Origin of the sequence: Sphaerotilus sp., assembly GCF_013299175.1 — a bacterium.
GTDB lineage: Bacteria > Pseudomonadota > Gammaproteobacteria > Burkholderiales > Burkholderiaceae_C > Sphaerotilus.
Window position 1 is genome coordinate 1 of record NZ_JAAFKF010000105.1, and the last position, 12,741, is coordinate 12,741.

Annotated in this window: 12 protein-coding genes; 6 read left to right on the forward strand and 6 right to left on the reverse strand. The window is 65.9% G+C overall.

Annotated features, from left to right (window positions below):
- Positions 1-45 precede the first annotated feature (45 nt).
- On the reverse strand, positions 46-1,065 hold the full coding sequence (locus QZW52_RS15720; RefSeq protein ID WP_294000515.1) for an NADP-dependent oxidoreductase: 1,020 nt from the start codon (positions 1,063-1,065) through the stop codon (positions 46-48).
- A 69-nt stretch (positions 1,066-1,134) separates the two neighbouring features.
- On the opposite strand from QZW52_RS15720, the gene QZW52_RS15725 reads away from it, so the two are divergent.
- On the forward strand, positions 1,135-1,740 hold the full coding sequence (locus QZW52_RS15725) for a Uma2 family endonuclease (RefSeq protein ID WP_294000517.1): 606 nt from the start codon (positions 1,135-1,137) through the stop codon (positions 1,738-1,740).
- Here QZW52_RS15725 and QZW52_RS15730 read toward each other — a convergent pair.
- Genes QZW52_RS15730 through QZW52_RS15745 form a run of 4 tightly spaced genes read right to left on the reverse strand, consistent with a single transcriptional unit; the run spans position 1,709 to position 5,970 of the window.
- Positions 1,709-2,137: a PaaI family thioesterase gene (locus QZW52_RS15730; protein WP_294000518.1), complete on the reverse strand. Its 429-nt coding sequence runs from the start codon at positions 2,135-2,137 to the stop codon at positions 1,709-1,711. The genes QZW52_RS15725 and QZW52_RS15730 overlap by 32 nt on opposite strands.
- A 20-nt stretch (positions 2,138-2,157) precedes the next feature.
- Positions 2,158-2,949 (reverse strand): SDR family oxidoreductase, encoded by a 792-nt coding sequence (locus QZW52_RS15735; RefSeq protein ID WP_294000519.1) that lies wholly within the window; start codon positions 2,947-2,949, stop codon positions 2,158-2,160.
- 14 nt (positions 2,950-2,963) lie between these two features.
- Complete coding sequence (locus tag QZW52_RS15740) at positions 2,964-4,784, reverse strand: acyl-CoA dehydrogenase (protein WP_294000521.1); 1,821 nt, start codon at positions 4,782-4,784, stop codon at positions 2,964-2,966.
- Positions 4,785-4,794: 10 nt separating this feature from the next.
- Positions 4,795-5,970 carry an acetyl-CoA C-acyltransferase gene (locus QZW52_RS15745; RefSeq protein WP_294000522.1) on the reverse strand — a complete coding sequence of 392 codons (1,176 nt, stop codon included), beginning with the start codon at positions 5,968-5,970 and terminating at the stop codon, positions 4,795-4,797.
- Between the two features lie 100 nt (positions 5,971-6,070).
- Here QZW52_RS15745 and QZW52_RS15750 point away from each other — a divergent pair, with 100 nt between their 5' ends.
- Both QZW52_RS15750 and QZW52_RS15755 read left to right on the forward strand, forming a co-directional pair.
- The gene (locus tag QZW52_RS15750; RefSeq protein WP_294000524.1) at positions 6,071-7,654 is read left to right on the forward strand and encodes an ATP-binding protein; all 1,584 of its coding nucleotides are present in this window, start codon (positions 6,071-6,073) and stop codon (positions 7,652-7,654) included.
- Entirely contained in the window at positions 7,651-7,818 is a 168-nt protein-coding gene (locus QZW52_RS15755; protein ID WP_294000525.1) for a DUF2256 domain-containing protein, read from the forward strand. The genes QZW52_RS15750 and QZW52_RS15755 overlap by 4 nt, the downstream gene beginning before the upstream one ends.
- An 8-nt stretch (positions 7,819-7,826) precedes the next feature.
- Here QZW52_RS15755 and QZW52_RS15760 read toward each other — a convergent pair whose 3' ends face one another.
- Positions 7,827-9,920, reverse strand: a complete 2,094-nt coding sequence (locus QZW52_RS15760; protein WP_294000526.1) for a 3-hydroxyacyl-CoA dehydrogenase NAD-binding domain-containing protein — start codon at positions 9,918-9,920, stop codon at positions 7,827-7,829.
- Positions 9,921-10,111: 191 nt separating this feature from the next.
- Between QZW52_RS15760 and QZW52_RS15765 the strand changes: the two genes are divergently transcribed.
- The 3 genes from QZW52_RS15765 to QZW52_RS15775 form a co-directional block, all read left to right on the forward strand.
- Positions 10,112-11,680 (forward strand): ATP-binding protein, encoded by a 1,569-nt coding sequence (locus QZW52_RS15765; protein WP_294000527.1) that lies wholly within the window; start codon positions 10,112-10,114, stop codon positions 11,678-11,680.
- A 141-nt stretch (positions 11,681-11,821) separates the two neighbouring features.
- Positions 11,822-12,163, forward strand: coding sequence for a hypothetical protein (locus QZW52_RS15770; RefSeq protein WP_294000529.1), 342 nt, complete (start codon positions 11,822-11,824; stop codon positions 12,161-12,163).
- 24 nt (positions 12,164-12,187) lie between these two features.
- Positions 12,188-12,741, forward strand: a 554-nt coding sequence (locus tag QZW52_RS15775; RefSeq protein ID WP_294000531.1) for an AlbA family DNA-binding domain-containing protein, incomplete at its 3' end; no start/stop codon positions are given.

Sequence of the window (12,741 nt, forward strand, 5' to 3'; positions counted from 1 at the left end):
CAGTACGGCGGTCTTGCCAATGAGTGACTTCATCGCGGTGGCTCCTCAGACCAGCTTGACGAGCTGCTTGCCGAAGTTCTTGCCCTTCAGCAGACCGAGGAAGGCGTCCGGCGCACTGGCGATGCCCTGCGCCACCGACTCGCGGAACTTGAGTCGGCCTGTCGCCACCGCCGTGCCGAGTTCTTTCAGCGCCTCGGGCCACACGTCCATGTGCTCGCTGACGATGAAGCCCTCGACCTTCATGCGGTTGACGAGGATCAGCGCCGGGTTCGCCATGACCATCGGTTCGCCGTTGTAGCCGGCGATCATTCCGCACACCGCGATGCGGCTGAAGGCATTGGCACGCAGCATCACGGCGTCCAGGATCACGCCGCCGACGTTCTCGAAATAGCCGTCGATGCCCTTCGGACAGGCGGCTTTCAGTGCGCCGGAGAGGGATTTCAGGTCCGGGAACTGGCGGTAGTCGATGCAGGCGTCGAAGCCGAGTTCGTCCGTCACGTAGGCGCACTTGTCCGGGCCGCCCGCCAGACCGACGACGCGGCAGCCACGCGCCTTGGCGAGCTGGCCGACGACGGAGCCGACCGCGCCGCTGGCCGCGCTGACCACCACGGTTTCGCCCGGCTTCGGGTCGATGATCTTCACCAGCCCGTACCAGCCGGTCACACCCGGCATGCCGACCGCGCCGAGGTAGGCAGACAGCGGGATGTGGCGCGTGTCCACCTTCTGCAGCACGCCGCGCTGGGTCGCGTCCACCACGGCGTATTCCTGCCAGCCGCCCATGCCGACGACTGCATCCCCGGCCTTGAAGTGCTCGTTGCGCGACTCGACCACCTCGCCCACCGTGCCACCGATCATCACGGCGTCGAGCGGCTGCGGCTGGGCGTAGCTGCGGCCGTCGTTCATCCGGCCGCGCATGTAGGGGTCGAGGCTCAGGAAGTGGTGGCGCACCAGCACTTGGCCGTCCGCCAGTTCGGGCACGGGCGTTTCGACGAGGCGGAAGTTGTCGGGGGTCGCCTCGCCCTGCGGGCGGGAGGCGAGGAGGATCTGGTGGTTGGTCAGGGACACGAAAAACTTCCTTTCAAAGGAGATTCAGGGCAATTCGGTGAGAATCTGAGGGCACACAAGGAGACTTGCATGGGACACGCTGCACGCAAACCCACCATGACCCCGGACGAATTCCTGGCCTGGGAGATCAGCCAGGTCGAGCGCCACGAGTTCATCGAGGGTGAGGTGTACGCGATGGCGGGTGGTGACGACCGCCACGCGCGGGTGACGCTGAACGTGGCTGGTGCGATGAATCTGCACCTGAGGGGCTCCGGATGCCGGGCCTACAGCACCGACATGCGGCTCAACGTGGCATCGCTGGGCAGCTACGTCTATCCCGACGTGATGGTCACCTGCAGCGCAGCCGATCGTGCCCAGCGGCAAGCCAAATCCGAACCCACGCTGGTGGTCGAGGTGCTGTCGCCTGCCACGTCCAGCCACGACCAAGGCATCAAGAGCTTCCACTACCGACAGATCCCGACCATGCGGGAGATCGCGCTGATCAATGCCGCCAGCAGAACCACCGAAATTTATCGCCGCCATGATGCCTCCAATTGGACGCTTGCCCAGTACGCACCGGGCCAGACGGTGACATTCGAGAGCATCGGATTGAGCTTCACTGCGGACGAATTGTTTGCGGACGTGGATGAAGACGCTGCATCGGCTACGGCGCTTCCCGACGTTGCAGCGACTTGATCTCCCGCCCGGCAGCGGGCAGGCGCTTCACATACTTGAACGTCCCCGTCGCATGGGCACAAAGCTGCCCGTCCGCGCCGTGGACATGCCCCTCGGTGAACGCCATCGTCGCCGAGCGGTGCAGCAGCTTGCCGACTGCCCGCAAGCGCCCTTCTCCGGGGCGGAAAAACGAGGTCTTCATCTCGATCGTCACCGCGCCGCTTTCCGCCTGAACGCTGCGCGCCGCGTGCGCCATCACGACATCCAGCAGCGTCATCGACAGCCCGCCATGCGCGACGAGAAAGGAGTTCAGCAGCTCGGGTTTCAGCTCGACGTGGATCTCCGCCTCGCCGCCGTCGAAGCGGATCAGCTCGAAGCCCAGGTGTTCGACGAAGGGAATGGTGACGGGAAATTGCATGGGTGGGGAGCGATCACAGGTCAGCCGCCGTGGACGGCACTGACGCCACCGTCCACCGCCAGGATCTGCCCGGTGATGTGCTTGCCCGCCGCGCTGGCGAAGAGCACGGCGGCGCCCTTGAGGTCGTCATCATCGCCCAGCCGGTTCAGCGGCGCCTTCGCGGCCAGTACGTCCTCGCCGAAATGGGCCAGCGTGCCGCGGGTCATCTTGCTCGGGAAGAAACCCGGCGCGAGCGCGTTGACCGTGATCCCGTGGCGGCCCCACTCCCCGGCCAGCGCACGGGTGAAATTGACCACCGCGCCCTTGCTGGTGTTGTAGGCGATCGTCTGCATGATCCCGCTGTTGCCCGACAGGCCGGCGATCGACGCCACGTTGATGACCCGCCCCGAGCGGCGCGGAATCATGCAACGCTTGCCCACCGCCTGGCTGATCAGGAACACGGCGCGCACGTTCAGGTCCATCACCTTGTCCCATGCCTCGACCGGGTGGTCCTCGGCGGGAGCGCCCCAGGTGGCGCCGGCGTTGTTGACGAGGATGTCGATGTCGACCAGGCGCTCCACGGTGTCATCGACGATTTTCGCCACACCCTCGGCCGTGCTCGCATCGGCGGCGACCCAGCGAGCGTCGATGCCACGGGCCTGCAACTGAGCGCAGGCGGTTTCGAGTTCAGCGGCCTTGCGGGCGGTCAGCATCACCTTGGCGCCTGCGTCACCGAGGGCTTCGGCGATCTGAAGACCGAGGCCACGGGAGCCGCCCGTGACCAGTGCGATGCGGCCGGTCAGGTCGAAAAGTTGTGCAATCGGGGTGCCCATGGCATGTCCTTGGTTCAGAACCAATCGTCCTGCATCGTCAAACAGGTGTCATCACGTTCGCGCACCACGGCCAGCCACGCCTCGATGCGCGGCAGCTCGTGGCGGAAGAAGAATCGGCAGGCGGCATGGCGGCCCTGCCCTGCGGCGCTGTCCGTGCCGCTCGCCAAGGCCACGTCGAGCCACATCCACGCCAGCACGACATGCCCGAACGCCTGCAGATACGGGACAGCGTTCGCCAGCGCCTCCTCCGGCACGCCGGTCGCCCATGCCGCTTTCGTCGCCGCGCCGAGCTTGTGCAGCGCCGCCGCCAGCGCCGTGGCGTGGCCGTGCAGCGCCTCGTCGGGCATGGCGCGCTCGATCGTCGCATTGACCTTCTTGGCCAGCAGCAGCAGCCCGGCGCCGCCCTGCATCACCACCTTGCGGCCGAGCAGGTCCAGCGCCTGGATGCCGTGCGTGCCCTCGTGGATCATGTTCAGGCGGTTGTCGCGCCAGTACTGTTCGACCCGGTAGTCGCGGGTGTAGCCGTAGCCGCCGTGGACTTGGATCGCCAAACTGTTCGCCTCCAGACACCACTCGCTCGGCCAGCTCTTGGCGATCGGTGTGAGCATCTCCAGCAGCAGCGCGGCTTCCTGCGCCGCGTCCGGCTCGCCCGTGTGCTGTTCATCGACCAAGCGGGCGCAGTAGAGCGCGAGCGCCAAGCCGCCTTCGACATAGCTCTTCTGTGCCAGCAGCATCCGCCGCACGTCGGCGTGGCGAATGATCGGGATCTGCGGCTGGCTCGCGTCCTTGCCGCCAGGGCCGATCGAGCGGCCTTGCGGACGGCCGCGGGCGTAGTCGAGGCTGGCCTCGTAGCCGGCATACCCGAGCATCACCGCGCCCAGCCCGACGGCGATCCGCGCCTCGTTCATCATGTGGAACATGCCGCGCAAGCCCTCGCCCGGCTTGCCCACGAGGTAGCCGATCGCCCCCGCCGCACCGCGCACCGGGAACTTGCCTTCGCCGAAGTTCAGCAGCGTGTTCGGAATGCCGCGATACCCGAGCTTGTGGTTCAGCCCGGCCAGCGCCACGTCGTTGCGCTCGCCGGTCAGCTCGCCATCCAGCCCGACCAGCTTTTTCGGCACGATGAACAGCGAGATGCCGCGGGCGCCGGGCACCAGCTTGCCGTCCGGGCCGGGGATCTTCGCCAGCACCAAGTGGACGATGTTCTCGGCCAGTTCGTGCTCGCCGTTGCTGATCCACATCTTGTTACCGCGCAGCCGATAGCGCGGGCCGAGGGCATCGCTGGCGCTGTCGGCCCCATCCGGCTCGGCGCGGGTGAGGATGTCGGACAGGCTCGACCCGGCCTGCGGCTCGCTCAGGCACATGGTCCCGAAGAAGCGGCCGGTGAACTCCTGGTGCGCGAAGACACGCCGCTGTGCCTCGGTGCCGTGGGCCATCAGCAGGTTGGCGTTGCCGCTGGTGAGCATGTGGCCGCCGAGACCAATGCCCGCCTTCGAGAAGAAGCTGTTGGCCGCCATCTCGACGACACACGGAAGCTGCATCCCGCCGAGGTCGTAGTCCTGCGCCGCCGCCAGCATCCCGGACTCGACGTAGGCGCGGCTGGCCTCGTGGGTCGATTCGGGGAGGATGACCTTCTCGCCGTCGAAGCGTGGTTCTTCGACATCGGCGCGGCGGTTGGCGGGCGCGAACTTGTCCTGGGCGATGCGCTCGCAGGTGTCAAGCACGGCGGCGAAGGTGTCGCGGCTGTGGTCGGCGAAGCGCGGGCGCTGTGTCAGGTCATCGACGCCGAGCCAGTCGTGCAGCAGGAAATCGACGGTGGGACGCAGTGCGCTCATCGCATCAGCCTCACAGCACCTCGAAGACGCCCGCCGCCCCCATCCCGCCGCCGACGCACATCGTCACGCAGACGTACTTGGCACCGCGCCGCTTGCCTTCGATCAGCGCGTGGCCGGTGAGCCGCTGGCCGCTGACGCCGTAGGGGTGGCCGAGCGCGATGGCGCCGCCGTTGACGTTGAGCCGGTCCATCGGGATGCCCAGCGTGTCGGCGCAGTACAGCACCTGCACCGCGAACGCCTCGTTCAGTTCCCACAGGCCGATGTCGTCCACTGTCAGGCCCAGCCGCGCCAGCACCTTCGGCACCGCGAACACCGGCCCGATGCCCATCTCGTCCGGCTCGCAGCCCGCCACCGCGAAGCCGAGGAAGCGGCCGAGTGGTTGCAGGCCATGCCGCTCGGCGTAGCGTTCATCGACGATGACACAGGCGCCACCGCCATCGCTGAACTGGCTCGCATTGCCTGCGCTGACCACGCCGCCCGGCTGCGCGCTGCGGATGCCGGCCACCGCTTCGTAGGTCGTGCCTTCGCGCAAGCCCTCGTCCACGCTGACCGTGACCTGCTTCGTGCGCAGGCCCAGCACCTTGTCGGCCACGCCCGCCGTGACGGTGATCGGCGCGATCTCGTCGGCGAACCGGCCGGCCGCCTGCGCCGCGCACGCCTTCTGCTGGCTCTCGGCACCGTACTGGTCCATGCGCTCGCGGGCCATGCCGTAACGCTTGGCCACGGTCTCGGCGGTCTGCAGCATCGGCCAGTAGATTTCCGGCTTGTGCTGCTGGAGCCACGAGTCGATGAACATGTGCTGGTTCATCTCCTGCTGGACACAGGAAATGCTCTCGACGCCACCAGCCACGTAGACCTCGCCCTCGCCGCTGATGATCCGCTGGGCGGCCAGCGCGATGGTCTGCAGGCCGCTGGAGCAGAAGCGGTTGACGGTCAGACCCGAGACGCTCATCGGCAGGCCGGCGCGCAGGGCGACCTGGCGGGCGATGTTCCAGCCAGTCGCGCCCTCGGGGTTGGCGCAGCCCATCAGGACATCCTCGATGGCGCCGGGGTCGATGCCAGCGCGTTGGACGGCCGCGGCGACGGCGTGGCCGCCGAGGGTCGCGCCATGGGTCATGTTGAACGCACCTTTCCAGCTCTTGGCCAGCGGGGTGCGCGCGGTGGAAACGATGACGGCGGTGGTCATGGGGCAGGCTCCGGGTGCGTGAGTTCGCACGCAGTCTAGGGCGAGCGTCCGATGGGGGCCTGTCGTTTCGGAGACAGGAACGCAGGGGCACAATCGGCGCATGACCAGCACCGTCCTCCTCCCCCGTCGCAAGCTGCCCATCGGCATGCAAACCTTTGCCAAGCTGCGCGGCGAAGATTGCTATTACGTGGACAAGACCGGCATGGCGATCGATCTGATCGACTCTGGTTCAGCGTATTTCCTGAGCCGGCCGCGTCGTTTTGGCAAGAGCCTGCTGGTCGATACGCTCAAGGAACTGTTCGAGGGCAACCAAGCGCTGTTCGAAGGCTTGGCGGCGCAGACGCGCTGGGACTGGACGCAGCGGTATCCGGTCATCCGCGTCAGCTTTGCAGACGGCGCGCTGCACACCACCACCGGACTCGATGACCGCATTGACGAGATGCTGCACACGGAGCAGCGCCGGTTCAATGTGACGATCGATCCCGCCTTCAAGACGGTGGGTGGACGCTTTGGCGAGCTGTTGCGGCTGGTCCATGCCGCGCAGGGCGAGCGCGTGGTGGTGCTGATCGACGAATACGACAAGCCGATCCTGGACAACATCACCGACCGGGACATGGCGGCGGCGATGCGCGAAGGGCTGCGCAACCTGTATTCGGTGCTCAAGGGCGCGGACGAGCATCTGAAGTTCGTCTTCCTGACGGGGGTCTCGAAATTCAGCAAGGTCAGCCTGTTCTCGGGGTTGAACCATTTGCAGGACATCACGCTCGATGCCCGCTACAGCGCACTGTGCGGCTACACGGACGAGGACGTGAACACGGTGTTTGCGCCGGAACTGTCGGGGCTGGACCGGGAGGAAATCCGCCGCTGGTACAACGGCTACAACTGGCTGGGGACGGGTGTCTACAACCCTTACGACCTGCTGCTGTTGTTTGATCGCCGGCAGTTCAAGGCGTATTGGTTCGAGACGGGCACGCCAACCTTTCTGGTCAAGTTGCTGGCGGAACAGCAGTTTTTTACCCCGGACCTGAGCAGGCTCTACAGCGACGACTCGCTGTTGTCGGTATTTGACGTGGAGCACATCGGCGCGGAGGCGCTGCTGTTCCAGACCGGCTACCTGACGATCCTCAGCGCCACGCCCGGCACCCCGCAGGATGAGCCGGTCTACACGCTGGGCTACCCGAACCGGGAGGTCAAGGCGAGTTTGAACCGGGTGCTGCTGGTGGGGTATGGCGTGCCGGATCGGCCGGCGTTCAATGCGCGGCAGCGGCTGGACGCGATGCTCAAGGCGGGGGATCTGTCCGCGATGGAGGCGTCACTGCGGGCCTTGTTCGCCAGCATTCCGCACGATTGGTATCGGAACAACCCGCTGGCGGGATTCGAGGGGCATTACGCGAGCGTGTTCTACAGCCACTTCGCGGCGCTGGGGCTGGACATCCGGGTGGAAGACGCGACGAACCACGGGCGCATCGACATGGTGGTGCTGGCTTGGCGGGTGTTCGTGTTCGAGTTCAAGGTGGTGGAGCAGGCGCAAGCGGCCAAGGGTGAGGCGCTGCGGCAGATCAAGGCGCTGGGGTATGCCGAGAAGTATCGGGACCGGGGGGAGCCGGTGCATCTGGTGGGGGTGGAGTTCAGCCGGGTGGAGCGTAACGTCGTCGGGTTCGAAATTGAATCGGCCGCACCATGAGCACGCCACCATCCAGCTTCCGCGGCAACAAGGCCGCGCTGCCGAGCAAACTCTGCGTGGCCTGTGGCCGCGTCATGACCTGGCGCCGCCACTGGGCCAAGAACTGGGCCGAGGTGAAGTACTGCAGCGACGCCTGCCGGCGCCAGAAGACACCGGCAGGCTGAGCGGCCGCTCAGCTGAAGGTCTTGCCTTCCGCCACCAGCCGCGCCAGCAGTGGCGCCGGCTGCCAGAACTCCCCGTCATCGTGCGGATTCCGGCCGAAGCGTTTCATCTCCTCGACCACGTTGAACAGCCCCTGCGTGTCGGCGTAGCACATCGGCCCGCCCCGGTGCAGCGGGAAGCCGTAGCCGGTCAGGTAGACCATGTCCACGTCGCTGGCCTTGCTGGCAATCCCCTCCTCCAGCAGCCGCGCCGCCTCGTTGACCAGCGCGTACACCAGCCGATGCACGATCTCGTCGTCGCTGATCTTCCGAGCGGTGAGGCCCAGCGTGGCGCGGTGGTCGGCGACCATCTGCTCGACCAGCGCGCTCGGGATCGCGTCCCGCTTGCCCGGCTTGTAGTCGTACCAGCCCGCGCCCGTCTTCTGCCCGAAGCGCCCGAGTTCGCACAGCAGGTCCGCCGTCTTGCTGTAACGCAGGTTCGGCTTCTCGGTGTAGCGCCGCTTGCGGATGTACCAGCCCACGTCGTTGCCCGCCAGATCGCCCATGCGGAACGGTCCCATCGCGAAACCGAATTTCTCGGCCGCCCGATCGACCTGCGCCGGCGTGCAGCCCTCTTCCAGCAGGAAACCGGCCTGCCGCGAATACTGCTCGATCATCCGGTTGCCGATGAAGCCGTCGCACACGCCCGAGACCACGCAGGTCTTCCTGATCTTCTTGCCCAGCGCCATCACGGTGGCCAGCACGTCCTTGGCCGTCTCCGCGCCGCGCACGACTTCGAGCAGCTTCATCACGTTGGCGGGGCTGAAGAAGTGCGTGCCGATCACGTCCTGCGGGCGCTTGGTGAACGCGGCGATCTTGTTCACGTCCAGCGTCGAGGTGTTGGACGCCAGGATCGCGCCGGGCTTCATCACCGCGTCGAGCTGCTCGAAGACGGCGCGCTTGACCTCGATGTCCTCGAACACCGCCTCGATCACCATGTCCGCGTCGCCGATCTCGGCGTAGTGCAGCGTGGTGGTCAGCAGGGCCATGCGCTGCTCGTACTTGTCCTGCTTGAGCTTGCCCTTCTTGACCTGCGCCTCGTAGTTCTTGCGGATCGTCGCCACGCCCCGGTCCAGCGCCTCCTGCTTCATCTCCAGCATCACCACCGGGATGCCGGCGTTGAGGAAGTTCATGCTGATGCCGCCGCCCATCGTGCCGGCGCCGATCACGGCGATCTTGTTCAGCGGGCGCAGCGGCGTGCTGTCGGGCACATCGGCGATCTTGCTGGCGGCGCGTTCGGCGAAGAAGGCGTGGCGCAGCGCCTTGCACTCGGGCGTCATCATCAGCGCGACGAAGGCTTCGCGCTCGTAGACCATGCCCGCGTCGAACTTGGCCTTGACCGCCTGCTCGACACAATCGACGCAGCGGGCCGGCGCGGGGAAGTGCTTCGCCATCGCCTTGACGGTGTTGCGGGCGAACTGGAAGTAGGCGTCGGATTCCGGGTGGACCGCCTTCAGGTTGCGCACCAGCGGCAGCGGGCGCACGGCGGCGACTTCCTCGGCGAAGGCCAGCGCGCCGGCCAGCAGGTCGCCGTCGATCATCCGGTCGATCAGCTTCTGCCCCGGCACCTGGGCCAGCACTTCGCTCTTCACCGGGTCGCCCGTGACGATCATGTTCAGCGCGGTTTCGACGCCAAGCGCCCGCGGCAGCCGCTGCGTGCCGCCCGCGCCGGGGACGAGGCCGATCTTCACTTCCGGCAGCGCGATGCTGGCGCCCGGTGCGGCCACGCGGTAATGGCAGCCCAGCGCCAACTCCAGCCCGCCGCCCATGCAGACGCTGTGGATGGCGGCGATGGTCGGTTTGCCGCAGTTCTCCAGCAGGCGGATCAAGCTGAGCAGGTTCGGCTCGGCGATGGCCTTGGGCGAGCCGAATTCCTTGATGTCGGCGCCGCCGGAAAACGCCTTGCCGGCGCCGGTGATGACGATGGCGGTCACGGCGGGATCGGCGTCGGCCGCGTTCACATGGTCGGCGAAAGCGCGCCGGGTGTCGTAGCCGAGGCCGTTGACGGGCGGGTTGTCCAGCGTGATGACGGCGACGGCGCCGTGGCGGGTGGATGTGGCAGTCATGGGGTTCGGGTCTCCTGCGCTAGCGGGCGGCCCGACCGGGGGGAGCGCGTACGCCGGGCCATGCGGCGCAGTCTAGGAGAGGCGAGCGGTGTGGTCCTGTCTTTTTGGAGACAAGCCGCGGGGAACTCCGTAGAGGCCGCAGCAGGGGTTAGGGCCGTCTGCCGGGTCGGGCGTCCTACACTTCGGCGCATATGCAGCACCCCACGCCATCCCTGCCCCGCCGGCGCCTGCCGATCGGCCTCCAGACCTTCGCCGAGCTGCGCGACAGGGGCTGCTATTACGTGGACAAGACGGGGCTGGCGATCGACCTGATCGAGTCGTCGGGCAAGGCGTTTTTCCTGAGCCGACCGCGGCGTTTCGGCAAGAGCCTGCTGGTGGACACGTTCAAGGAGCTGTTCGAGGGCCACCGGGCGCTGTTCGACGGTCTGGCAGCGGAGACGCGCTGGGACTGGTCGAAGCGGCATCCGGTGATCCGCATCAGCTTCGGTGGCGGCGTGCTGCGCAAAGGGGGCGATCTGGACCAGCACATCGCCGAACTGATCGACGAGCACGCCAACCGGCTGGGTCTGACGCTGCACAACCAGAGCCTGAGCGGGCGCTTCAAGGATCTGATCCGACTCGCGCACGAGCAAGCCGGCGCCAGCGTCGTCGTGCTGGTCGATGAATACGACAAGCCGATCCTCGACAACCTGACCGAACCGGCCATTGCCCGCGAGATGCGCGACGGGCTGCGCAACCTGTACTCGGTGCTCAAGGACATGGACGCGCACCTGCGTTTCGTGTTCCTCACGGGGGTGTCGAAGTTCAGCAAGGTCAGCCTGTTCTCCGGGCTGAATCACCTCGTGGACATCACGCTCGATCCGCCCTTCAGCGCGCTGTGCGGCTACACGGACGAGGACGTGGACACGGTGTTCGCGCCGGAGTTGCCGGGGCTGGACCGGGAGGAAATCCGGCGCTGGTACAACGGCTACAACTGGGGCGGGACCAGCGTCTACAACCCGTTCGACGCGCTGCTGCTGTTCCGGAACCGGCGCTTCAAGCCGTACTGGTTCGAGACGGGCACGCCCACTTTCCTGGTCGATCTGCTGGCCGAGCGGCGCATGTTCACGCCGGACCTGGGGCGGCTGGTGACGAGCGAGACGCTGCTGTCCACCTTCGACGTGGACGCGATGACGGCGGAGGCGCTGCTGTTCCAGACCGGCTACCTGACCATCGCCGAGACGCACGAGATTCCGGGGCGCACCGAGTACACGCTGAAATACCCGAACATGGAGGTGCAGGCGAGCCTGAACGACAGTCTGCTGAAGCGGTTTGTCGGCGATCTTTCGGCGCCGGAGCCGCAGATCAGCCGGTTGTGGCGCGTGTTGCAGGCGGGTGATCCGCTGGCGCTGAAGGATCTGTTCCACGCCTTCTTTGCGAGCATCCCGAACGACTGGTACCGCAACAACCCGATCGCGCAGTTCGAGGGTTACTGGGCCAGCATCTTCTACAGCCACTTCGCCGCGCTCGGGCTGGACATCCGGGTCGAGGACACGACGAACAAGGGGCGCATCGACATGGCGGTGCTGGCCTGCGGGGTGGTGTGGCTGTTCGAGTTCAAGGTGGTGGAACTGGTGCCGCAGGGGCGGGCGTTGCAGCAACTGAAGGAGCGGGGGTATGGGGAGAAGTACGCAGGAAGGGGGGAGCCGGTGTACCTGATTGGGGTGGAGTTCAGTCGGGGGGAGCGGAATATCGTTGGGTTTGAGGTTGAAGTGGGATAAGCTAAACGCTGATGCGACATTGCGACGCGATGGCGAGCATTTCGAAAGCCTGCTGACGTTGGTCCAGGCTTACGAGGTGATGCATCAATTTTCCGAACATCAAACAATTGAATTCACATCCAAATGATCCTCAGAAAACCCATGCTTCCGCTCGTCCTGCTGTCGTGTGCATTGTCCGCACAAGCACAAACTTGGCAGCAATCAGTTTCTCCACAAGTTGAACTAGGCATTAGGGATAAATGGGGAGAAAAAGAATATATTGCCGAATTTATTGTTAACCTGCCTGACGGAAAAACCAGCTCAGCAAGAATAAAAGTCATGGCTGACGAATTTGGCTCTGTTCGCTATCCAAACGATTTCAGCGGATACATGGCGCCGGGCAAATACACTTGGAAAGCCCGAGTAAATGGCAAAGACGCAATCAAGGGGCAGTTCTCTTTTGAGCAAGATGCTAAAGGCGAGAAGCTCATAGTCAAAAACTGAGAACAGCACCGCACCATCGCCCCCATGACCCCGAACGACCTCCTGCTCCTGCTCCGCCAAGGCGAGAACTCCGGCGTCGAGTTCAAGCGCGATGACCTGCGGGCCGAGCAACTGGCCCGCGAGGTGGTGGCACTGGCCAACTTCCAGGGCGGGCGCGTGATCGTCGGGGTCGAGGACGACGGCCGGATCAGCGGCATCCAGCGGCCCGACCTCGAACGCTGGGTGATGGACACCGTGTTCGGCCGCTTCATCCACCCGCAACTGTTGCCGTACTACGAGGAAATCACGCTCGACACCGGCCAGCGCGTGGCCGTCATCACCGTGCTGACCGGCACCGCCAAGCCCTACGTGCTCCGCCACAACCAGCGTGAAGACATCTACGTGCGCGTCGGCAGCACCTCGCAACTGGCGACACGGGAACAGCAGGCCGCCCTGTTCGCTTCGGGCGGCTTGCTGCATGCCGAGGTGTTGCCCGTGTCCGGTTCGGGACTGGCCGATCTGGACCAGGCGCGGCTGACGGATTACCTCGGCCGCGTGCTCAGTGACGAAGTGCCCGCAACGGATGCCGACTGGCACAG

Coding starts and splice junctions, on each gene's coding strand:
- QZW52_RS15725 (WP_294000517.1), top strand. CDS start 1,135: ATGGGACACGCTGCACGCAAACCCACCATGACCCCGGACGAATTCCTG.
- QZW52_RS15730 (WP_294000518.1), bottom strand. CDS start 2,137: ATGCAATTTCCCGTCACCATTCCCTTCGTCGAACACCTGGGCTTCGAG.
- QZW52_RS15735 (WP_294000519.1), bottom strand. CDS start 2,949: ATGGGCACCCCGATTGCACAACTTTTCGACCTGACCGGCCGCATCGCA.
- QZW52_RS15740 (WP_294000521.1), bottom strand. CDS start 4,784: ATGAGCGCACTGCGTCCCACCGTCGATTTCCTGCTGCACGACTGGCTC.
- QZW52_RS15745 (WP_294000522.1), bottom strand. CDS start 5,970: ATGACCACCGCCGTCATCGTTTCCACCGCGCGCACCCCGCTGGCCAAG.
- QZW52_RS15750 (WP_294000524.1), top strand. CDS start 6,071: ATGACCAGCACCGTCCTCCTCCCCCGTCGCAAGCTGCCCATCGGCATG.
- QZW52_RS15755 (WP_294000525.1), top strand. CDS start 7,651: ATGAGCACGCCACCATCCAGCTTCCGCGGCAACAAGGCCGCGCTGCCG.
- QZW52_RS15760 (WP_294000526.1), bottom strand. CDS start 9,920: ATGACTGCCACATCCACCCGCCACGGCGCCGTCGCCGTCATCACGCTG.
- QZW52_RS15765 (WP_294000527.1), top strand. CDS start 10,112: ATGCAGCACCCCACGCCATCCCTGCCCCGCCGGCGCCTGCCGATCGGC.
- QZW52_RS15770 (WP_294000529.1), top strand. CDS start 11,822: ATGCTTCCGCTCGTCCTGCTGTCGTGTGCATTGTCCGCACAAGCACAA.